Raw genomic sequence first — 20,053 nt, 5'->3', positions numbered from 1 at the left:
AGCCCGTGCGGCCAGTGCTCGATCCGCGCGATCTCCTCCTCGCTCAGCCCCACCGGGACGAACTGCACCAGCGTGCTGTGGTCTCCGGCCACGCCCAGCGCGCCGTAGGTGGCGTCGACGAGGGTGGTGGCGGTCTCCACGATCCGGCGCAGCATGGTCTCCAGGTCCAGGTCGCTGCCCACCGCGACCACGGCCTCCAGCAGCGCGTGCACCCGGTCGCGGGTGGCCAGCACCGCCTCCAGGCGCCCCTGCAGCTCCGACAGCAGCTCGTCCAGCCGCATGTGCGGGATCAACGGCCCTGGCTCGCCCTTTGCCATACCTCCGAGTCTGTACCCTCGGACGCGCTCCCCACCGGCCGGGGGCGATCGGCGCGTGATCGCCGGTGCCGTGCCCGGGTACGCGAGAACCCGACCTGGTCCAGGGCGGGTTCTCGCGTGCCCGTCCTTCACCCACCTCAGGATCGGCGGACGCCGCACCGGCGGGGTGCGGCCCCGGGGGCGTGGGGGCATCGGGGAGAGGGCGTCAGCCGGCCCTCGACTCGTGCGAGACGCCGAGGTGCGCCGGAATCGCCGGGACGACGACCTCGCGCCACGTCGAGCCGGGCGGGGTCTCCGTGCGCGAGCCGACCCCGACGGTTTCGAGCGCGCTGCGATAGGCGTTCGTCTGCCTCTCCGGCGCCCCGGCCCGGCCCCAGAGGTCACCGATCTCGCGCCAGAGCCTGGCCGAATCCCGGTCGACGAAGGAGGCCACCGAGGCGACCGGGTCGGCGAGCAGTTCCTGCGCCTTCGTCAGCGCCGGACCGCCGTCTTTGGAGCGTGCCAGAGCGAGTTCGGCCAGAACCACGTACGCCATCGCCGGCACCGTCCCGCGCACGCCGGCGAGCAGGCCGAGGGCCTGTTCGGCCAGCTCCGCCGTGGCGTCCGCGTCGCCGGAACGCAGCCGCACGCGGGAGAGCACGACCAGGCCCCGGGCGTGCTCGATCGTCCCGGGCGACAGGCGCGAGAGGATCTCGACCGCGGAGGCGGCGAACTCACCCGCCCGGTCGAGGTCGGCGGCCTCGGGACGCACGGTGGCGATCCACGCCCAGCGCATCGCGCTCCGGACGTAGCGGACGGCCATCCGCGCGGGCCGGCCGGCGGCGACGGCGTCCGCCGCGAGCCGGGCGGCGAGCGCGGAGTCCTCCTCCGCGGCGGCCGTGCTGGCCCGCCACAGGCCGAGGACCTCCGAGTCGCGGTCGACGGCGTCGGGCATGCGGGAGGCGGTCAGCACGCGCTCGACGTACGCGAGGGCGATCTCCATCTCGGCGAGCACTGCGGCGAGGTCGAGGGCGAGGTCGCCCTGGTCGAGACCGAGCCGGTCGGCCTGGGCCAGAGCCTCCATCCCGAGATCCCGGGCGCGCCACGTGTCACCCGCGCGGTGGTAGCAGCGGCAGAGCGCCACGGCGAGCGGAAGGTCGGCGAGGCGCTCGGGATGCGCCGCGGCCTCGCGGCGAAGCAGCTCGTAGGCCTCGACCGCCCGCCCCGTCTCCCCCTGGGCCTCCAGCGCGCGGGCCTGGCCGAAGCGCGCCCGCGCGGCGAGGGTGGCGTTGTCGTCACCCGCGGCCCTGGCCGTGTCCGCGAAGAGCCCGGCCGCGACGGCCGGGTCCCCGTGGCACAGTTCGAGCTCGGCCTGCCGCAGGGCGAGCGCGGTGTCCACGCGCTGGTGCGGCTCGATCCCGTGGAGCAGGAACTCCATGCCGCAGCCGAGCCGCTCGGCGAGCAGGCGCGTGACGACCGGGGTGGGAGTCCGTTTTCCGGATTCGATGAGCGAAACGTAACTGTCAGACAGGTCTGGCCCGGCCAACTGCGCCTGGGACATGTGCCTGCTCAACCGCAATCCACGGATGCGGTCACCGATGGTCGCTTGGCCTGCCATCACCAGAGCCGTTCCGTCGGCGGCACGATGAGATCCACGTCCCACTCCTTACGCACGGTTTACTGTCAATTACAGTAGATCGTACTGCCCTTCGTGGCCAGCGGGGCGGTGGCGACAGACCGTTTCACCCGGGTTTCGTGGTGGATGCCACCGGAGGGCGGGCGGCGCACCACGCGGCCAGGGCCTCGCGCAGGGCGACGTCGAGGGAGACGGGGTTCCTCTCGTCGACGGCGCAGGCGATGTACCCGTCCGGACGGATCAGCAGGACGGGGAGGTCGGCGCTCGCGGGAACGGCGTGGACCACCCGCTCCCCGTACGGCGAGGCCACCGCCTCCGCCGGGTCGCCCGTGGGGGCCAGGAGCACGAAGCGCCCGGCCCGCAGCGCCTCGTACAGCCGGATCGGCTCCCCGGCCAGGTGGATGTCCGGCACCCTCTGGCCGGCCAGCCGGTGCGCCCCCGGGAGGGCGGGGTAGGAGATGCCCAGGCCCGACATGGTCTCGGTCAGCCGGCGGCCGAGGGGACGGATCCGGTTCGCGACGACCGGGAGCATGGAGCGGGCGGCCCGCGACCTCCGGGTCGAGCCTATGGCGACGGCGAGCAGGGCGCCGTTGAGCCGCAGGGCCCTCCTGCCGACCGGATACCGCTCGCTGTGGTAGGTGTCGAGCAGGCCGTCCGGCGCCCAGCCCTGGACCTCAGCGACGAGCTTCCAGCCGAGGTTGGCCGCGTCCTGCAGGCCGGTGTTCATGCCCTGCCCGCATGCCAGCGAGTGCACGTAGGCGGTCTCGGCGGCCAGGAACACCCGGCCGACACGGTAGCGGAGCACCTGCCGCTCGTCGCTGTGGGACCTCGACAGATGGCGGGCGTCGTGCATGCCGAAATCGCTGCCCGTGACGCGCCGGGTGGCCTCGCTCACCTCGTGGATGCTGAGCCGGGCGCTGTCGGGAAGCTGGCGCCGCCGGTCCCAGGTGATGACCTGGTACCAGCCGTCGCCGTGGCAGGAGACGAAGGAGAAGCCCTCGTCGTTGGCGACGAGGATCAGCTCCCGCTCCGGCCTCTCCTCCAGGCGGACGTCGGCCTGCATGATCGACTGCACGGTGGAACGCCCCGGGAACGGAACGCCCAGCGCGTCCCTCACGACGCTGCGCAGGTCGTCGGCACCCACGACGAACCGCGCGCGCCAGGTGCGCACCATGCCGTCGGCCCGCACGTCGACGTCCACCCCGGCCGCGTCCTGGCACAGCCCGACCGCCTCGGCGCCGCGCACGATCTCCGCTCCGAACCGGGTGGCGCGCTCCTCGAGCACGCGCTCGGCGTTGTGCCGGGGGGTGCACAGCAGGAACGGGAATCGCGACGGCAGGCTGGACAGATCGAGGTCCAGGCCGTTGAACAGCCGTACCTTCTTGACGATCGTGCCGGTGCCGATCAGCTCGTCGGCCACGTCCCGGGCGTCGAGTTGCTCCAGCGTACGGGCGTGCAGGGGGAAGGCCCGGGTGAGCGTCGAACGCTGGGGGTCCCGCTCCACGACCGTGCAGGCGACACCTCTCGCGGCGAGGTCACCCGCGATCAGCAGACCCGCCGGACCGGCACCAACAACCAGCACGTCCGTGTCGAACGGCACCATCAGTGTCTCCAATCCCACGCGAGGCGGCTCCCCCACACGACCACCGGGATGAAAACCAGCGCCGATCCACTCCTGCCTTCCCCGCACGCTGAGATCCGGCCCCCGGACCTGACGGAGCGCCGCTCCGGCACCGTCCGTCCTTCGCCGCCGCCCCGTCCGGCCGAGGTCGTACGACAGACCACCGGCGGCCATCTCATGCTACGACCAGGCTTTTCCCGGCGTGTCGGCGCCTGCCCCACCCGCGGCGTGATCGCCGCGATGCCCGCCTCCCCGGCCCGCCGTCGCGGATCACGGACCGGCCCCGCCAGGCTCGGCCCGGCGGGCCGGAACGTCAGGCGCGGGTGAGAATCACCACCGGGATGTCGCGTGCGGTCTTGCGCCGGTAGTCGGCGTACTCACCGTGGATCCCGACCATCTGCTCCCACAGGGCGGGCTTCTCCCCCGCGGTCGCGGTCCGCGCGACGGCGGTGAACACCTCGTCCCGCACCTGCACCTCGGCCTGCGGCAGGGCCAGCAGGTTGTGGTACCACAGCGGGTGGTCGTCGGCCCCGCCGTTGGAGGCGACGACCACGTAGGCGTCGCCGTCACGACCGTAGATCAGCGGGGTCCGCCGCTTCAGCCCGGACCTGCGTCCGACGGTGGTCAGCAGCAGGGTGGGCCTGCCGTGGTAGAGGTGACCCTCCGCACCGTTCGACTCGACGTACTTGCGAAGGTGCTTGGAGACCCAGGCGGTGGGGGAATCGATGATCTCGTCGCTCATGCGGCTCACGCTATAGGTCTCCGGCGACGTTTCTCGATCCGGTTCTTCCGGCCGCGCGGCGGGCGGGCCCCGGCACGGGCGGGCCTACGTCGTCCGGTGGCCGCCTCTGGCCTGGTCGTGGCGTGCGCGGGCCTCCATGACCGCGGGCATCTCGCCCTCCAGCCATTCGATGAGGTCGAGCAGGCGCCGGGCGGCCTGATCGCCGAGCGGTGTGAGGCTGTACTCGACCTTCGGGGGGATGGTCGGCTCGGCCTCGCGGTGGACCAGGCCGTCGCGCTCCAGAGCCTGCAGGGTCTGGGCGAGCATCTTCTCGCTCACCCCGTCGACCCGGCGGCGCAGGGCGTTGAAGCGGTAGGTCCCCTCGTGGAGCGCGACCATGACCAGGATGCCCCAGCGGCCGGTGATGTGCTCCATCGTCTCGCGCGAGACGCAGCCGCGCATGAAGACGTCGAAGGTGAGCTGGCTGAACTCGTCCAGCGGGGTCGCGGCCTGGTCGTCCATCCGTCCACTTTACTTTCTCGCCACACCGCACAAAAGAAAGCACTAACTTTTAGTTGGCACTGTTTATTAGTTAGTACTAACCTGGCGGCTACCCCTTCGGAACGAGGAGAAGCGAAATGATCGTTGTCACCGGTGCCACCGGCCAGCTCGGCCGCCTGGTGGTGGACGGCCTGCTGGAGAGCGTGCCCGCCGGCCAGGTCGTGGCGGCCGTGCGGAATCCCGGCAAGGCCGCCGGCCTGGCCGCGCGCGGCGTCGAGATCAGGGAGGCCGACTACGATCGGCCGGAGACGCTCGAGCGGGCCTTCGGCCCGGGCGACACGGTCCTGCTCATCTCGAGCGACGCCGTCGGGCGGCGCCTCGGGCAGCACCAGGCCGTGGTGGACGCGGCCAGGGCGGCCGGGGTCGCCCGCATCGCCTACACCAGCGTGCTGCACGCCGACACCACGCCCCTGGCGCTGGCCATCGACCACCGGGGCACCGAGGAGCACATCCGCGCCTCCGGGATCCCGTTCACCTTCCTGCGCAACAGCTGGTACACCGAGGTCTACGCGACGTCCGTCCTCCAGGGCGTCGAGCACGGCGTGATCCTCGGCGCCGCCGGTGACGGCCGCGTCGCCAGCGCGTCCCGCGCCGACTACGCGGCCGCGGCCGTCGCCGTGCTCACCGGCGAGGAGGAGGGCGGCAAGATCTACGAGCTCTCCGGCGACACCGCGTGGAGCCTGCCCGAGCTGGCCGCCGAGACGGCGGCGGTCTCCGGCAGGCCGGTCGTCTACCGGGACCTCCCGCACGCCGACTACCTCCGGGCCCTGATCGACGCGGGCCTGCCGGAACCGGTGGCGACCATGTACGCCGACATCGACCTCGGCATCGCCCAGGGCGTCCTCTCCCACACGCCGGGCGAGCTCAGCGCTCTCATCGGCCGCCCCACCACGCCGCTGGGCGAGTCGGTGACCGCCCTCCTCAAGGAGGCGTGACCTCCGGCGACGAGGCCGCCGTCCGGAAGCGGGCGTGCACCGTCATGACGAAGCGGCCACTCAGAAGCGGGCCCGGACTCCCCTGAAGGGACGGCACCGGCCGGCTGGGCCCCCGCGGTGGCTCAGCCGCCCCGCAGCAGGTCGGCGACGGCGGCGATGCCGTCGGAGATGGCGTCCGGGGTCAGGTTGCCGAACCCGAGAACGAGCCGCGCGGAGGACGCCCGTCGTTCCGGCGGGTCGAGGAGATAGCCGCTGATCCCGTACAGCGCGACGGACCGGCGGCGGGCGGCCTCGACCACGGCACGCTCGTCCGTGCCCGGTGGCAGCTGGGCGACGGCGTGGAAACCGGCGGCCAGCCCGCGCACCTCGACCTCGGGCGCGTACCGCCCCAGCGCGTCCACGAGGGCCGCCCGCCGGGCGGCGTAGCGCGTCCGCATGTGGCGCAGGTGGCGGTCGTACTGACCCGACCGCAACAGGTCGGCGAGCGCGAACTGGTCGAGGACCGGCGAGCCCCGGTCGGCGAGCCGCTTCTGACGCGCGACGCCGGCGGACAGCCGGGGCGGGCAGAGGACCCATCCGAGACGCAGAGCCGGGGCGAGCGACTTGCTGACCGAGCCGAGGAGCGCCACCCGGTCCGGAGCGAGACCCTGCAGTGCCCCGACCGGTTCGCGGTCGTAGCGGAACTCGGCGTCGTAGTCGTCCTCGACGATCGTCGCGTCGCGGGCGACGGCCCAGGCGATCAGTGCCTGCCTCCGGCCGGGAGCCAGTACGACCCCGGTAGGCGACTGGTGGGCGGGGGTGAGCAGCACGGCACGCGCGCCGGTGGCCGCGAGCGCGCCGGTGTCGACACCGTGCTCGTCGACGGGGACCGCGACGACGTCAAGGCCCGCCGCCGCGGCGGCGACGCGGTGGTCGGGGTCGCCGGGATCCTCCACGGCCACGACACGCACGCCCTCCCCCGCCAGCGCGCGCAGGACGAGCTGCAGCCCTTGCGCGTACCCCGCGCACACGACGGTGTGGGCCGCGTCGGCGGCGGCCCCGCGAACCCGTCGCAGGTAGGCGGCGAGCACGTCGCGCAACATCGGGTCACCGTACGGGTCGCCGTAGCCGAGCAGGTCGCTGGGCACGTCGCGGCAGGCGCGCCGAAGGGCGCGGCTCCATCGTTCGCGGGGGAAACTCGACAGGTCGGGCACACCGGGCCGAAAGTCGATCCCGACGGGCGCGGCGGGCCCGGCAAGCGCGCTGGGCGGTGACGGCGCGTCCACCGGCGGGCGGGCGGCGGTGGCCACGCGGGTGGCCGAGCCGCCGCGCGTGACGAGGTAGCCCTCGGCCTGCAGCTGCGCGTAGCACTCGGTCACCAGGCCGCGCGAGACGCCGAGGTCACGGGCCAGGGCGCGTGAGGACGGGAGCCGCTCACCGGCGGCCAGCCGACCGGCGCGGACGCTCTCGCGCAGCGCGCCTTCCAGTTGCTCGCGCAAGGGTTCCGGCCGGTTCCTGTCAACCCGCAACAGGAGTTCCGGCCCCGAACCGGTCCACTCGATCGACATGAAACCGGACCTTATCGCTGAGCCGGTTCCCGCTCTAGGGTCGGCCCATGACTCATCAGAAGAGCGCCGCCGACGAGACCCGGGAGGATCGCGGAGAGGCTCGGGGGGACGCCACGGAAACCGGGGAGGACGGCGGGAAGGCACGGGGGGACGGCGCCCGCGTTCCGGATCCTCGTATCCTGAATCGCCCGGTGGTCCTGCTGCTGGCCGCCTCGCTCGGCGCCCTCGGCGGCTTCTACCTGCTGGTGCCCGTCGTCCCCCTGTACGCGGCCACGTCCGGTGCGGGCGGTGTGGGCGCGGGCCTGGCGACCGGCATCATGATGCTGGGAACCGTGCTGACGGAGTTCGTGGCGCCCGGCCTGCTGCGCGCGTACGGCTACCGGGCGGTCATGGGACTGGGCCTGTTCCTGCTCGGAGCACCCGCCCTCCTGCTGCCGGCGTCGGCGTCGATGCCCCCGGTGCTGGGGATCTGCCTGGCGCGGGGTGCCGGGCTCGGGCTCGTGGTGGTGGCCGGTGCGGCCCTGATGGCCGAACTGGTGCCGGCCGGCCGTCGCGGCGAGGGGCTGGGACTGTACGGGGTGGCCGTCGGGATTCCCTCCATCGCGTGCCTGCCGCTGGGTCTCTGGCTGAGCGAGCACATCGGCCACGGACCCGTGTTCGTCGCCGGGGCGGCGCTGGCGCTGCTCGGGCTGGCCGCCGTACCCGGCCTGCCCTCCCCGCGTGCGCGGACCGAACGGCACGGCGGGCCCCGGGACGGAGGCCGGAGCGGGACCCACGACGGAGGCCGGAGCGGGACCCAGGCCGGGTCCCCGGGCGGGAGCCGGAGCGGGATCCTCGGCGTCCTCCGCGACGCCGGCGTCGCCAGGCCCGCGATCGTCTTCGCCACGGTGACACCGGCGGCCGGTGTCCTGCTGACCTTCCTCCCGCTGGCCGCGCCGGAGCGGTCGCGCGATCTGGTCGCGCTGGCCCTGCTCACGCAGTCCTGCGTCACGCCGCTCGCGCGCTGGGCGGCGGGCCGGTACGGCGACCGCCACGGCCCCGCTCGCCTGCTGGTCCCAGCCACCCTGGCCGCCGCTCTCGGCACGGCCGGACTCTTCTGGGTGGACGTCCCTCTCGCGATGATCGCCGGCATGGGACTGTTCGGGGTGGGCTTCGGCATGGCCCAGAACGCGACCCTGGCGCTGATGTTCGAGCGCGCCCCCGAATCCGCCTTCGGCCAGGTGAGCGCGGCATGGAACCTCGCCTACGACGCCGGGCTCGGCGTCGGCGCGGTCGGGTTCGGGCTCCTGGCCGGGTCGGTGGGCTACCCGGCGGGGTTCGCCGTCACCGCCGCCGTGCTGTTCACCGGGCTCGCCCCCGCCCTGTACGACCGGACGGCCGTACCCCGGTGAGGGCGACGCAGGACACGGTGGCCTGGCCGGCGGCAAGGGGCGACGCGCCTCCCTCCGGCCAGGGGAGACACCCGCCGATCGGCAGGGGTTCCGACGACCGGAGCCCTGACGACCAAGACTTTGGCAACGGGGGCCCCGGCGACGAGGCCCCGGCAACGAGGGGAAAATTCCATGGCAACGGTTCTTCTGAACATCACGATGTCGCTTGACGGCTTCGTCGCCGGGCCCGACATCGGCGTCGAACAGCCCATGGGCAAGGGCGGTGAGCGGCTCCACGAATGGCTGTTCAACGACGACGCCGACCGGGATGTGGACGCCGAGGTACATCGGGACCTGTCCGCCTCGACGGGGGCGGTGGTGGTGGGCAGGCGGACCTTCGACGTGGGGGTGGGCCTGTGGAAGGACACGCCGTTCCCCGCGCCGTGCTTCGTGCTCACCCATGAGGACCGGGAGGAGCTGCCCATGACGAGCGGGACCTTCACCTTCGTCTCCGACGGACTCGAGAGCGCGATCCGGCGGGCACGGAAGGCGGCGAAAGAGAGGAACGTCCTCGTGATGGGCGGGGCGGACATCGCCGGGCAGCTCGTGAGAGCCGGGCTCGTGGACGAGATACAGCTCCAGCTGGCACCGGTGCTGCTCGGGGCCGGAACCCGGCTCTTCGACCACCCGGGCGGCGACCGCGTCGAGCTGGAAAGGACCGGCCTGGCCGGGTCTCCGCGCGTCACGCATCTGCGGTTCCGGGTGGTGGGATAGACCTCTACGCGTCCGGGACCCGCTCCGCGCCGGCGGGGGCATCCTGGTCGTTCGCGGGAGCCTCCGGGAAGTTCCGTCCCCACCAGGCGGTCCAGCGGGATTCGAGGTCGGCGAACGCGGCGTCGTCGAGGCCGTACGTGGTGAGCACCATCATGGCGGCGCCGCCCGGATTGGCGGGCGAGGGCGGGGTCTCGGCCGCGACCAGCAGGCCGTCGCCCCAGCCGTCGACGGTGAGACCGACCTGGTTGGCCGAGCGGAACCGGACCTGGCCGCGCAGCGTCTCCCCGGTGGGGCCCTCCAGCTCGTACGGGCTCGCCGGGGCCAGTCCGGCCACCGCCGCGAGGCCGGTGGCCTCCAGCACCGGCGAGGCCGCCGCACCGGAGAGGAAGACCGTGCGCCGGTCGGCGCCCGGGTGCCGTTCGAGGGCGAACGCGAGCTGGTGGACGAAGGTGATCCAGCCCTCGGTGATGTCGTCGTAGTAGGCGTCCCACTCGGGGTCGCCGCCGCGCGGGGCACGGGTCATCCGCAGGCGCGTACGGCCGTCGAGGTCGGCCAGCTCGAACAGGTCGCCGCCCTGGACCTCCAGCCGGTGCTCGGCGGCCGACTCCACGACGTTCTGGTGGTAGATGACCTCGATCTCCTTGTCGAGGCCGTCGAAGTGCCAGCCATGCCAGCGCCGGATCAGCTCGGGGTCGCGCAGCGCGCTCCACACGTCGTCGACGGGTGCGGCGATGGTGACCTCGAGGGAGAACGGCTCGTCTGTCATCGGATGCCTCTCAATGTCGGGCCCCGGACCTTGGTCCCGGGACGGATGTCAACTGCGGGTTTCCGGCGTGCCGGGGGCGAGCCGTCCGCCGGTCTCTCGCGTGCCGGGGGCGAGCCGTCCGCCGGTCTCTCGCGTGCCGGGGGCCGGATGCCCACCGGCGACGAGGCGGTAGGGCCGCCCTCCGGGGGTGTCGAAGCGGGCCGCGACCTGCGAGAAGGCGTCGGCGAGCGCGTCGGTGAAGTCGTGCACGTCGCCGGGCTCGGCGAAGCGCACCCGCGCCTCAAGGGTGAACGTCAGCAGCCGGACGCCCTGCCGGTCGGCGGCGGCGGCCATGCGGGTGACGTCGCGCACGGTGCCGGCGGCCACCTCGACGAGATGCTCGGCGGCGTACTGGTCGGCGACCCGGCGGAAAACCCCGGCCACCTCGGCGGTCCCGGTGGCCCCGGTGGCCCCGTCACCGTCGCCGTCGCCACTGGCTTCGTCAGTCTCGTCGCCTCCATCCGCCTCGGCGGCCTCGGCGGCCTCGGCGGCCTCGGCGGCCTCGCCGGGTGAGGTGAGCACGCCGGGATCGACGAGGAAGGCGTTCGCGGTGACGCCCATGACGCGCTCGACGAAACCGCGTCGCGGGCGCTCCTCCACCAGTTCGATCAGCCCCGCCTCCTCCAGCACCCTGAGGTGGTATCCGACCCGCTGGCGCGGCAGGCCGAACTCGGCCGCGAGCTGGACCGCGGAGGCGGGATCGCGCAGGCGGGCGAGAAGCCGTCGGCGGATCGGGGTGAGCGCCACGCGCAGACGGTCGGGCTCGTCCATGAGTGTCATCTCGGTCGCGGCCATGCCTCCATGGAACCATTAGACAAATTAATCTGTCAATTGACATCGCGAACGGACGCGACCGCGGGAAGCACCGGCTGATGGACGCGGTCGATCCGGCGCTCGTCGACCGCGCGGAGCGGATCCTGGCCGCCACCGGCGGCGTGCGGCGGGTGGGATCGGTGCGATTACGCTGGGTGGGCCACACGCTGCGCGCCGAGGTGGACATCGTGGTCGGCGAGGACCTGTCGCCGCTCCGGGCGCACGCCGTGGCGGTGGAGGCCGAGCACCGGCTGATCCACCACCTGCCCCGCCTGCGTGCCGCCACCGTGCACGCCGACCCCGACGGCCCGGAAGGCGCCGACCACCACGCCGTCCTGGCCGGACACCGGTAGGGCGGGGCCGTACCGGAAGGTCGCGGGACCGCCCCGCCTGCCATCGTCCGCGGACGCGTACCCGCACGGACCGGGGCGTGGGAGAGGTAGTCTCGCGTGATCACCATCGCGGCCCGCGGACCGGATCGCCCGGCCCGCAAGCCGTGGCGGATCGCCCCCCGATCCAGGAGAAGCGGCTGCGTTGGCCGACCACAGCAGAGGACGCCCCGGCTGGCTGCACGTCGGCCCACTGGAGGTGCGGCTGACGCGCACCGGGGAACCTGGCACGTTCCCACCGGCGGAGACACTCCTCGCCATACTGACGCTGGCGGCCGTGCCGCAGGCTCTCGCCACCCGCCTGACCACCCACCTGAGCGGCGGCATCGTGGTGGGGCCCGGATCGGTGCCCGACCTTCCCGGCTTCGAATGGCTGCGCGGCGTCGCGCTGCCCCTGCAGGCGGGCCTGTGGGAACGCAGCGCGGGCGTCTACGACCCCCGGCGGCGGCGGATCGGGGTGGGGAGCGCCCCCTCGCCCTCGGTGTCGGTGTGCGGGCACGAGATCGGCCACGCCACCGACCACATGGACCGGCTGCCCTCGCACTCCCCGTTCTGGACCGACCTGCACGCTCGCACCCGCGGCCGTCTCCGGCCGCCCTACCGCGACGACGTCACCGAGCTGTTCGCCGAGGCCTTCGCCTGCGTGCTCACCCGGAGGGCGACCCGGCTGCTCCACCTGATCGGCACGGAGGCGGAGGCCGAGCGGGTGTATCACCAGCTGTCCGGGCAGTACGGCATCGGCTGACCGTGGGCGTGCCACGACCCCCGGAGCTATGCTGGGCCGACAGCGGTCAGAGACGACGGAAAGGCCACGCCATGAACGTGACCATGCTGCCGGGAGGCACCCTCCGCGTCCCCGCGACGACCACGCTGGCCAACGGCACCAAGATCGACGGCACCCGCGACATAGGCCGCGACGATCCCGAATACTCCGAATGGCTCGCCCTGGCACAGGACGAGGACGAGCAGCGCCGCCGCGACGTCGAGGAGCGCGACTCCGATCGTGAGATCCTGACCCGCTGGCGCACCCGCCGGAGCGCGTGACCGCGCTCTCCTGTCGTCCGGAGCATCCTGTGACGCCGGCGTGAACGGCCACGTGCCGCGCATCTCGCGCTGGCTGCGCACCCGCCCCGCCCGGGCGGGCCGCACCCGTGTCCTGGCGGTCGAGGGACGCTCGGGGTCGGGCAAGTCCACCCTCGCCACCGCCCTGGCCGCGGAACTGGCCGCGCCCGTCGTACGGATGGACGATCTCTACCCGGGGTGGGACGGCCTGCTGGGAGGAGTCGACGCGCTGGTCGAGTGGGTCCTGCGACCGCTGAGCCTGGACCGGCCCGCGCGGTGGCGACGCTACGACTGGACGGAGGGCGCCTACGCGGAGTGGCACGAGGTCCCGGGCACCGGGGTCCTGGTCCTCGACGGCACCGGCTCCGGCGCCCTCGCCGCCGCGCCGTACCTGAGCGGCCTGCTGTGGCTGGAGGCGGCCGACGGAGTGCGCAAGGCCCGCGCCCTGGAGCGCGACGGTGATCTCTACGCCCCGCACTGGAACCGCTGGGCGGCTCAGGAGGAGCGTTTCCACGCCCGCGACGACGTCCGTGCCCGCGCGGACCTGACGATCGCCACCGGCTGAGGGCCGGACGGGGAAGGCGAGACGGCGGAGCGGGCGGGGGAACGGCCCGGGGTCGGGCGGCGGACCCGCGCGAAGCGGCCCGGTGGCTGGGCGAACGCGACCTGCCCCGCTCACCGGCCGCCGTCGCCTCGGCCCGCCGCGTCAGGGACGCGATCGCCCTCGTGGTCAGGGGCGAGGAGCCCGCCCGGACGCTGGAGACCTTCCTCGAAGGGGTGTCGCAGACCCCGTCGGTCGGCGACGACGGCGTGCGCTGGGAGCTGAACACCGGTTCCGCGGACCCTTTCGGCGTCCGGTGCGTGCTGGCCTGGGCGCATCTCCGGGAAACCCTGCCCGGCCGCCTGCGCCCGTGCGCCAACGACGACTGCCGCCTGTTCCTCGTGGACCACAGCCGGGCCAACTGCCGCCGCTGGTGTTCGATGGCCGCCTGCGGCAACCGGCTCAAGGCCCGGCGGCACCACCGGCGCGCGACGAACCGGGGCGACGACGACTGACCGGCGACGGGACCGGACAGGCGTACGAGACCGGTCAGGCGTGCGGCGGAGGCGCGCCGGGATCCGTTCCCGCCGTGGCGACCGAGATCTCCATCTTGAAATCACACACGAAGTACGATCGAATGAACACGAAAGGGTTTCGGAACGGCGTCGAACGATCGTTGATCATTCTCATCCCGCCGAGCGCGGGACGCGCCGGGGCCGGGCGTGCGAGGCCCCACCCGCCACATCGGGGGTGACACCGGAACCGTCGGCGCAGGACCGATGCGAGGAGAACCCGTGACCACGTGGATGCTGCTGGACTACGGCGAGGTCATCTCCATGCCACAGCCCTCCGACGCGACGGCCTCCATGGCGAAGCTGATCGGCCAGGACGAGGCGACCTTCCACGACCGCTACTGGCGCCACCGCGAGGCCTACGACCGCGGTCAGGCCTCCCACCTGTACTGGGGCTCGGTTCTCGGCAGGACGCTCGCCGACGACGATCCGCTCGTCGCCAAGCTCGAGGCGGCCGACGTCGAGAGCTGGTTCCACCTGAACCCGGAGACCCTGCGCGGCATCGAGGACCTCGCGGGACGTCACAGGCTCGCCCTGCTGTCGAACGCCCCCGAACCGCTGGCGGCGGCCATCGACGACGCCCCCTGGGCGGCGGCGTTCAGCCATCGCTTCTACAGCTGCCGCATGGCCCTGACCAAGCCGGACCCCGCCATCTTCGAGGAGGTCCTGCGCCGCCTCGACGCCGCCCCCGGCGACGTCACCTTCCTCGACGACCGGGCCGCCAACGTCCGCGCCGCGGCGGCGCTCGGCATCAACGCCCTCCTCTACCCGGAGTGGCCGCCTTTCCCGCGCTCGGGCTGACGGGGTCGCGTAAGGCCGCGTACAGGGCGATGTGCCGCTCGGCGGCCGACCGCCAGGTGTGGCGGGCGGCGAGCAGGCGGCCCGCGGCCAGGCGCGCGAGGTCGGTTCCGGCCAGTGCCGCGCCGATCTGGGCGGCGAAGCCCGCCGGGTCGCCGGCGAAGCGCGCGGCGGTCCCGAACACCTCGCGCAGGACCGGCAGGTCCCGGGTGACCAGCGGCACGCCCGCCGCCAGCGCCTCCATGGCGGCCAGGCCGAAGCCCTCCTTGAGCGAGGGAAAGGCGAAGACGGCCGCGGAGGCGACCAGCGACGGCAGCTCCTCGTGGCCGACGGGACCCAGGACGACCGGTTCCACGCCGAGGACCGCGGCACGCTCGGCCCACCGGGCCCGGTAGTCGCGATAGTCGAACAGGGTCTCGCCCCCGGCGATCACCAGCTTCAGGCCGGGGTCTCCGGCGGCCAGCGACGCGTACGCCTCCAGCAGGTCCAGCGAGCCCTTGCGGGGCTCGATACCGCCGACCGTGAGGACGTAGCGTCCCAGCCGGTCCCTCCAGCGGCCGTCGCCGCGCGCGGCGGCGTCCGCGAACCGGTCCGCCTCGACGCCGTTGGGGATGACCGTCGCGGTGATGCCCCATCCGGCGGCGAGCTCGGCGGCGACGGCACGCGAGACGCAGACGTGCGCGCGGGGTTCGACGATGGCGCGCTCGTGACAGGCGGCCAGCTCGGGGGTGGTGAAGTGGTCCAGGTGGTGGACGGTCCGCACGCACCGCTCGACCGCGTTGGCGCTGATGCAGTCCTGGGCGTGCACGATGTCGTAGCCGCCGGGGGTGAACGCCTCGCGCAGCGCGGAGATCGAGCGCAGCACCCGCTCCCCCACCGTCTCGCCCGCCACCTCGCCGAAGGGCACCACCACCTGCCGCACCGCGGGCGCCACGGGCCGGAAGAACCCCGCGTCACCGCCGCGGCCGAGCGTCCAGACCGTCACGTCCTGGCCCGCCTCGGCCAGCGCCTCGGCGAGGTTGAGGGTGTGCACGACCCCGCCGCGCGGCTTGGTGGAGTACGTCAGCAGCGCGATGCTCATCACCGGGAACGCCCCTGGGGCGTTTCCCGCGCCTACCGTGCCGACCGGGCCGACCGGGCCGACCGGGCCCGTAGTGCTCCCGGTGCTCCCGGTGCTCATCGCGCCCGCCGCATGCGCGGGGTGCGCAGTGCGTCCGGCGCTCACCGCGCCCGGCGTGCGCGCGTCGCTCATGAGGCTCCCCGGTAGCTGCCCGGCCTGCGCTCGCCGAGATGGCTCAGCACCCGCCGCGCGGTGGCGATCTCGGCGGCGACGTCCACCTCGGCGACCGCCAGGCCCGCCTTGGACCAGGTACGGGCGAGGATGTCACCCCCGGGACCGACCACCTTGGCCTGACCCAGGAAGCGCATGCCGCCCATCGCGCCGGTCTGGTTCGACGAGGCCAGGATGACCTGGTTCTCGGCGGCACGGGCGCAGTCGTAGAGGTCGAACAGGCGCGACTGGCGGTCCTGGGCCATCCGGGGCGCCCGGTTGGTGATGCTGGTCGGCCAGGCCGACAGGCAGGCGACGATCTGCGCCCCGTCCAGGGCGAGGCTCCGCGCCGACTCGGGGAAGGTCTTGTCGTAGTCGATGAGCATGCCCACGCGGCCCACCGGGGTGTCGAAGGCGTCGAAACGCTCGCCGGGCGCGTACGCCGCGATCTCCCCCGCGGGCAGGTGCACCTTGCGGTGGCGTCCCAGCACCCCGTCGCCGCTGACGCACGCGGCGCTGTTGTATCTGCGGGTGCCGTCGGCCTCGCAGTAGCCGACGCACACCACCATCTCGGCGGCCAGCTCGCCGACCCGCTTGATCAGCGGGTCGTCGGGGCCGAGTGCCGGGGGCAGCGCGTCGGGGTCGGGATGGCGCAGGTCGGCGAGGTAGCCGCCCAGCGCGGCGTCGGGCAGCACCAGCAGCCCCGCCCCCGCCCTGCGGGCGTCGTCGATCAGTTTCGCGATGCGCCGCAGGTCGAACTCCAGGTCCCGGCCGAAGTGCGCGGAGGCCGCGGCTATGCGGATCACGGTTCAGGATCCTCCCACGGCGAGCGCGGGACGGTAGGCGTCCGGGCGGCGGTCGCGCAGGTGGCCCATGGAGCGGCGGGCGGCCTCCAGCGCCGCCCGCACGTCCAGTTCGGCGACCGCGACACCGCCCGGCACACCGGTACGGGCCAGGATCTCCCCTCCGGGGCCGACGACCTTGGCGCTGCCGACGAACCTGAGGGCGCCGAAGACCCCCGACTGGTTGGCCGACAGCCATACCACCTGGTTCTCCAGCGCCCTGGCCTGGTCGAAGAGGTCGAACCTGCGGGTCCAGCGGTCGTCGGCGAGGTCGGGCGCGGGATCGGTCCTGCTGGCGGGCCAGGCCGACACGCACACCACGATCTCGGCACCGTCCAGCGCCAGCGCCCGCGCCGACTCGGGGAACGCCTTGTCGTAGCAGATCATCATGCCGAGACGGCCGACCGGGGTGTCGAAGGCGGAGAAGGAGTCACCGGCCGCGAACAGCGCGTTCTCGCTGAGCGGCTGGTGGACCTTGCGGTGGTGACCGAGCACGCCGTCGCCGCTGAGGCAGACCACGCTGTTGTACCTGCGGGGGCCGTCGGCCTCGCAGTAGCCCGCGCAGACGACCATGTCGCCCGCCAGAGCGGCCAGCCTGCGGATCTCGGGCCCGGCGGGGTCCAGGGCGGGCGGGGCGTCCTGCGGGTCGCCGTCCATGCTGAGCAGATAGCCGCCCAGGCATGCCTCCGGCAGGGCGAGCAGCCCGACCCCTTCGGCCCGCGCCGCGGTGATCAGCTGCTCGATGCGGGCGAAGCCGCCCTCCACGTCGCGGTCGAACGGCGCCGCGACGGCGCCCATGCGTAACTTCACGTTTCTCCTTCCCCGGGTTCTGCGGGTTCTGCGGGTCCTTTGGGTTCCCTACGGCTCCGGCGGCTCCCGGGGCTCCGTTGGATCAGGTGGCTCAGGTGACGCCGGATCTCCCCGCCGCGTACCCGCCGGCCGCTCCGACCCCGTGACGACCGCCGGGATCGGCCCTGCCCAGCCCGGTCACCGGGCCGGTGATCACCTCGGTCAGCTCCCCGTCCGGCCAGCGCAGCCGCACTCCCCCGCCGGGAACGAACTCGCCGCACGCGGCACCGGAGGCGGGCCCTGCGTCGAGGCCGGGACTGCCGGGACGCTCGGCGGTGAGCATCGCGAAGCCGGGAAAGCAGGTCAGCCAGTCGCCCATGCTGGCCGCGCCGGGCCTGGGCAGGGACGCGACGTCCAGTACGGCTCCGCAGCCGGAGGCCTCGGCGAGCATGCCGAGGGTACCCGCGACGCCCGCCATGGACACGTCCTTGGCGGCGGCCGGGCGGGCGGCGGCGACGGCTCCCAGCATGGCCCGCAGCTGCGGGGTGCGGCGGTGCGTGGTGGAATCCCACTGGCGGCCCGTGTAGCCGGGCCTCCACCCGCCGCCCAGGTCCGCGGTGAGCCACACCCGGTGTCCGGGACGCGCCCCGCCGCCGGGAACCGGCTTCCGGGCGCGGCCCAGCGCGGTGACCGACAGCGCCGCCGGTACGCCGAGCTGGGTATGACCGCCGAGCACCGGCACCCCGTACGCGTCGGCGGCGCGGCGCAGGCCCGCCAGGACCCTGGCCACCGCCGAGGTGTCGCGGGCGCCCACCGCGTCCAGCAGTCCGACCGGTTCCGCGCCCATGGCCGCCAGGTCGTTGAGGTTGACCAGTACCGAGCACCAGCCCGCCCACTCCGGGTCGCGCTCCACCATGGACGGCAGGATCGCGTCGCAGGCCGCGACCAGGTCGCTGCCCGGCACCGGGGCGCCGTCGTCGCCGACGAAACCGGGACCGCCGGGCGCGAGCCCGGCCAGCAGCGCCCCGAGGTCGCTCTTGGTGGCCGCGACCAGCGCGGCGATCCTGCCGACGGGCCAGCGCATCAGCACGTGCGGTACGCCGGACACGGCCAGGGGGCGTACGGGCCGCCAGCCGAGGCGGGTGAACATGCGCTCGGCACCGGCCCGTACGGTGGCCTCGAAGCGCAGCGCCCCGGCCGCCTCGGCCCGCGCGCACGCGGCGCGCACCAGCGCCGGGCCGATGCCCGCGCCGTTGCGTTCGGCCGGGTCGACGGCCAGCCGCCCGCCGCTCCACCACCCGATGTCGGGGCCGTCACCGGCCGGCCCGAGCCGGACGCCGCCGACCACGGCGCCGCCCCGGTCCCTGGCGACCAGGACGACGGTGCGCGGGTCGTCGTCGCGATCGTCCAGGTCGTGGCCGCTGAACACGCGCTGCTCGGTCACGAACACCCGGTGCCGCAGCGTCCGGTAGGCGGCCAGCCCGGACGTGTCCGCCTCCTCCACGATGAAGGAGGGTGCGCGGGTGCCGAGCAGCACGTCGCAGACCGGCTCGGGGAGCCGCGACCCGCGGCCGGGAGAGGTACGGCCGCCCCGCCCCGAGCCGCCGCTCAGGGCGGAGGCGACCGGGAGATCGGAGGTGAGGCTCACGGGCGCCTCACCCGCCCGCGGCCTGGAGCGCGCTGCACGCGCCGCACGCGGCGCAGCCCGCGCGCTGATCGGCGCCCGCCATGCCCGCGTCCCGCAGCAGCGCGGCGACACTCTCGGTCACCCGGCGGACCACGGCCGGGTCGGGGCCCGGCACACCGTCGCGGCCCGCGAGGGTGTCGCGCATCGGGCGGAACGGCACGACGAACGGGTACACGCCGCGCTCGACGAGCCCCGCGGCCCCGGCCACCAGCTCGTCGGGATCCTCACCGAGACCGACCAGCAGGTAGGTGGAGACGCGGTTGCGGCCGAAGACGCGCACGGCCTCGTCCCAGGCCGCCTCGTAGGCGGACATCGGCACCTCGGACTTACCCGGCATCCAGCGGCGGCGCACCTCCTCGTCGAGGGACTCCACGTGGATGCCGATCGCGGACGCGCCCGCCCGCCTGAGCTCGCCGATCCAGGCCAGGTCGGCCGGCGGCTCGCACTGCACCTGGATCGGCAGGCCGGGTACGGCCTCCAGCACGGCCCGCACCGAACGGGCCAGGACGCGCGCCCCCCGGTCGGGGCCGCCGGTGGTGCCGGTGGTCATCACCATCTGCCGCACCCCGTCCAGGCGCACCGCCGCCTCGGCGACCTCGGCGAGCTGCGCCGGGGTCTTCGCGGCGACGGTGGCGCCCGAACTCAGGGACTCCTCGATCGAGCAGAACCGGCACCGCTCCGCCTCGCCGTAGCGGACGCAGGTCTGCACCACGGTGGTGGCCAGCACGTCGGCGCCGTGCAGCCGGGCGATCCTCTCGTACGGGACGCCGTCGGCGGTCGCCAGGTCGTAGAAGCGAGGACGGCCGACCGCGTGGACGGAGGCACCCAGATCGGTCTCGCCCAGCCACAGCCTGCCGTCCCTGACGGCGTACGGGCTGGCCGGGTTGAGCGGGATCGCGGCGTTGGCGCCGTCGAGGACCAGGTGCCCGTCGTCGCTGGGTCCCGCACCGCCCGCCCGGCGCACCGGGGCGTCCACGCGGACGCCCATGATGGCCACGTCGACTCTCGTGCCGACACTCACCGG

The 20,053-nt window shown here is 74.0% G+C and carries 21 protein-coding genes and 1 pseudogene; 9 read left to right on the top strand and 13 right to left on the bottom strand.

All coding sequences use genetic code 11. The features are described 5' to 3' along the window. The 5 genes and pseudogenes from ACTOQ3_RS39165 to ACTOQ3_RS39145 form a co-directional block, all read right to left on the bottom strand. Positions 1 to 317: pseudogene (locus ACTOQ3_RS39165) on the bottom strand (histidine kinase); the annotation flags it as partial. Between the two features lie 205 nt (positions 318 to 522). Further along, a complete protein-coding gene (locus tag ACTOQ3_RS39160; protein WP_440088788.1) occupies positions 523 to 1,914 on the bottom strand; it encodes a helix-turn-helix domain-containing protein in 1,392 nt (463 codons plus the stop codon). A 124-nt stretch (positions 1,915 to 2,038) separates the two neighbouring features. Then, entirely contained in the window at positions 2,039 to 3,553 is a 1,515-nt protein-coding gene (locus tag ACTOQ3_RS39155) for an FAD-dependent monooxygenase (RefSeq protein ID WP_440088786.1), read from the bottom strand. Positions 3,554 to 3,866: 313 nt separating this feature from the next. Then, the gene (locus ACTOQ3_RS39150; RefSeq protein WP_440088785.1) at positions 3,867 to 4,295 is read right to left on the bottom strand and encodes a nitroreductase family deazaflavin-dependent oxidoreductase; all 429 of its coding nucleotides are present in this window, start codon (positions 4,293 to 4,295) and stop codon (positions 3,867 to 3,869) included. A gap of 84 nt (positions 4,296 to 4,379) precedes the next feature. Beyond that, positions 4,380 to 4,796 (bottom strand): winged helix-turn-helix transcriptional regulator, encoded by a 417-nt coding sequence (locus ACTOQ3_RS39145; RefSeq protein WP_440088784.1) that lies wholly within the window; start codon positions 4,794 to 4,796, stop codon positions 4,380 to 4,382. Between the two features lie 116 nt (positions 4,797 to 4,912). Here ACTOQ3_RS39145 and ACTOQ3_RS39140 point away from each other — a divergent pair, with 116 nt between their 5' ends. Further along, entirely contained in the window at positions 4,913 to 5,770 is an 858-nt protein-coding gene (locus ACTOQ3_RS39140) for an SDR family oxidoreductase (protein WP_440088782.1), read from the top strand. 122 nt (positions 5,771 to 5,892) lie between these two features. Here ACTOQ3_RS39140 and pdxR read toward each other — a convergent pair whose 3' ends face one another. Beyond that, complete coding sequence (pdxR, locus tag ACTOQ3_RS39135) at positions 5,893 to 7,317, bottom strand: MocR-like pyridoxine biosynthesis transcription factor PdxR (RefSeq protein WP_440088781.1); 1,425 nt, start codon at positions 7,315 to 7,317, stop codon at positions 5,893 to 5,895. 191 nt (positions 7,318 to 7,508) lie between these two features. On the opposite strand from pdxR, the gene ACTOQ3_RS39130 reads away from it, so the two are divergent. Both ACTOQ3_RS39130 and ACTOQ3_RS39125 read left to right on the top strand, forming a co-directional pair. Beyond that, positions 7,509 to 8,708: an MFS transporter gene (locus ACTOQ3_RS39130; protein ID WP_440088780.1), complete on the top strand. Its 1,200-nt coding sequence runs from the start codon at positions 7,509 to 7,511 to the stop codon at positions 8,706 to 8,708. A 171-nt stretch (positions 8,709 to 8,879) separates the two neighbouring features. Next, complete coding sequence (locus tag ACTOQ3_RS39125; RefSeq protein WP_440088778.1) at positions 8,880 to 9,461, top strand: dihydrofolate reductase family protein; 582 nt, start codon at positions 8,880 to 8,882, stop codon at positions 9,459 to 9,461. Between the two features lie 4 nt (positions 9,462 to 9,465). Here ACTOQ3_RS39125 and ACTOQ3_RS39120 read toward each other — a convergent pair whose 3' ends face one another. Together ACTOQ3_RS39120 and ACTOQ3_RS39115 are read right to left on the bottom strand one after the other, a co-directional pair. Next, entirely contained in the window at positions 9,466 to 10,227 is a 762-nt protein-coding gene (locus ACTOQ3_RS39120) for an SRPBCC family protein (protein ID WP_440088777.1), read from the bottom strand. 48 nt (positions 10,228 to 10,275) lie between these two features. Beyond that, entirely contained in the window at positions 10,276 to 11,061 is a 786-nt protein-coding gene (locus ACTOQ3_RS39115) for a helix-turn-helix domain-containing protein (protein WP_440088776.1), read from the bottom strand. Positions 11,062 to 11,138: 77 nt separating this feature from the next. On the opposite strand from ACTOQ3_RS39115, the gene ACTOQ3_RS39110 reads away from it, so the two are divergent. From ACTOQ3_RS39110 to ACTOQ3_RS39085, 6 genes are all read left to right on the top strand, one after another. After that, a complete protein-coding gene (locus tag ACTOQ3_RS39110; RefSeq protein ID WP_440088774.1) occupies positions 11,139 to 11,432 on the top strand; it encodes a cation transporter dimerization domain-containing protein in 294 nt (97 codons plus the stop codon). Positions 11,433 to 11,613: 181 nt separating this feature from the next. Beyond that, a complete protein-coding gene (locus ACTOQ3_RS39105) occupies positions 11,614 to 12,213 on the top strand; it encodes a hypothetical protein (RefSeq protein ID WP_440088772.1) in 600 nt (199 codons plus the stop codon). Positions 12,214 to 12,284: 71 nt separating this feature from the next. Further along, entirely contained in the window at positions 12,285 to 12,512 is a 228-nt protein-coding gene (locus ACTOQ3_RS39100; RefSeq protein ID WP_350974245.1) for a hypothetical protein, read from the top strand. A 40-nt stretch (positions 12,513 to 12,552) separates the two neighbouring features. Next, positions 12,553 to 13,095, top strand: a complete 543-nt coding sequence (locus ACTOQ3_RS39095) for a hypothetical protein (RefSeq protein ID WP_440088771.1) — start codon at positions 12,553 to 12,555, stop codon at positions 13,093 to 13,095. A gap of 161 nt (positions 13,096 to 13,256) precedes the next feature. Next, positions 13,257 to 13,586 carry a CGNR zinc finger domain-containing protein gene (locus ACTOQ3_RS39090; protein WP_440088769.1) on the top strand — a complete coding sequence of 110 codons (330 nt, stop codon included), beginning with the start codon at positions 13,257 to 13,259 and terminating at the stop codon, positions 13,584 to 13,586. Positions 13,587 to 13,865: 279 nt separating this feature from the next. Next, complete coding sequence (locus tag ACTOQ3_RS39085) at positions 13,866 to 14,444, top strand: HAD-IA family hydrolase (protein ID WP_440088767.1); 579 nt, start codon at positions 13,866 to 13,868, stop codon at positions 14,442 to 14,444. Here ACTOQ3_RS39085 and ACTOQ3_RS39080 read toward each other — a convergent pair. The 5 genes from ACTOQ3_RS39080 to ACTOQ3_RS39060 all read right to left on the bottom strand — a co-directional run bounded on the left by ACTOQ3_RS39080 (position 14,395) and on the right by ACTOQ3_RS39060 (position 20,050). Then, entirely contained in the window at positions 14,395 to 15,693 is a 1,299-nt protein-coding gene (locus ACTOQ3_RS39080) for an MSMEG_0565 family glycosyltransferase (RefSeq protein ID WP_440088765.1), read from the bottom strand. The genes ACTOQ3_RS39085 and ACTOQ3_RS39080 overlap by 50 nt on opposite strands. Next, positions 15,690 to 16,517 (bottom strand): carbon-nitrogen hydrolase family protein, encoded by an 828-nt coding sequence (locus ACTOQ3_RS39075; protein ID WP_440088764.1) that lies wholly within the window; start codon positions 16,515 to 16,517, stop codon positions 15,690 to 15,692. Before ACTOQ3_RS39075 ends, ACTOQ3_RS39080 begins: the two co-directional genes overlap by 4 nt. 3 nt (positions 16,518 to 16,520) lie before the next feature. Then, positions 16,521 to 17,363: a carbon-nitrogen hydrolase family protein gene (locus ACTOQ3_RS39070; protein ID WP_362691360.1), complete on the bottom strand. Its 843-nt coding sequence runs from the start codon at positions 17,361 to 17,363 to the stop codon at positions 16,521 to 16,523. A gap of 91 nt (positions 17,364 to 17,454) precedes the next feature. Further along, the gene (locus ACTOQ3_RS39065) at positions 17,455 to 18,990 is read right to left on the bottom strand and encodes an MSMEG_0567/sll0787 family protein (protein WP_440088762.1); all 1,536 of its coding nucleotides are present in this window, start codon (positions 18,988 to 18,990) and stop codon (positions 17,455 to 17,457) included. A gap of 7 nt (positions 18,991 to 18,997) precedes the next feature. Next, positions 18,998 to 20,050, bottom strand: a complete 1,053-nt coding sequence (locus ACTOQ3_RS39060) for an MSMEG_0568 family radical SAM protein (protein WP_440088760.1) — start codon at positions 20,048 to 20,050, stop codon at positions 18,998 to 19,000. Positions 20,051 to 20,053 lie beyond the last annotated feature (3 nt).

This window comes from Streptosporangium sp. LJ11 (assembly GCF_051918945.1).
Taxonomy (GTDB): Bacteria; Actinomycetota; Actinomycetes; order Streptosporangiales; family Streptosporangiaceae; genus Streptosporangium.
Note: the sequence above shows the minus strand (reverse complement) of the source record. Positions and strands in the feature narration are given on the sequence as shown.

What these genes read in the sequence shown, in the direction of transcription:
- ACTOQ3_RS39160 (WP_440088788.1), bottom strand. Translation starts at nt 1,914, where the DNA reads ATGGCAGGCCAAGCGACCATCGGTGACCGCATCCGTGGATTGCGGTTG.
- ACTOQ3_RS39150 (WP_440088785.1), bottom strand. Translation starts at nt 4,295, where the DNA reads ATGAGCGACGAGATCATCGATTCCCCCACCGCCTGGGTCTCCAAGCAC.
- ACTOQ3_RS39145 (WP_440088784.1), bottom strand. Translation starts at nt 4,796, where the DNA reads ATGGACGACCAGGCCGCGACCCCGCTGGACGAGTTCAGCCAGCTCACC.
- ACTOQ3_RS39140 (WP_440088782.1), top strand. Translation starts at nt 4,913, where the DNA reads ATGATCGTTGTCACCGGTGCCACCGGCCAGCTCGGCCGCCTGGTGGTG.
- pdxR (WP_440088781.1), bottom strand. Translation starts at nt 7,317, where the DNA reads ATGTCGATCGAGTGGACCGGTTCGGGGCCGGAACTCCTGTTGCGGGTT.
- ACTOQ3_RS39125 (WP_440088778.1), top strand. Translation starts at nt 8,880, where the DNA reads ATGGCAACGGTTCTTCTGAACATCACGATGTCGCTTGACGGCTTCGTC.
- ACTOQ3_RS39120 (WP_440088777.1), bottom strand. Translation starts at nt 10,227, where the DNA reads ATGACAGACGAGCCGTTCTCCCTCGAGGTCACCATCGCCGCACCCGTC.
- ACTOQ3_RS39115 (WP_440088776.1), bottom strand. Translation starts at nt 11,061, where the DNA reads ATGGCCGCGACCGAGATGACACTCATGGACGAGCCCGACCGTCTGCGC.
- ACTOQ3_RS39110 (WP_440088774.1), top strand. Translation starts at nt 11,139, where the DNA reads ATGGACGCGGTCGATCCGGCGCTCGTCGACCGCGCGGAGCGGATCCTG.
- ACTOQ3_RS39100 (WP_350974245.1), top strand. Translation starts at nt 12,285, where the DNA reads ATGAACGTGACCATGCTGCCGGGAGGCACCCTCCGCGTCCCCGCGACG.
- ACTOQ3_RS39080 (WP_440088765.1), bottom strand. Translation starts at nt 15,693, where the DNA reads ATGAGCGACGCGCGCACGCCGGGCGCGGTGAGCGCCGGACGCACTGCG.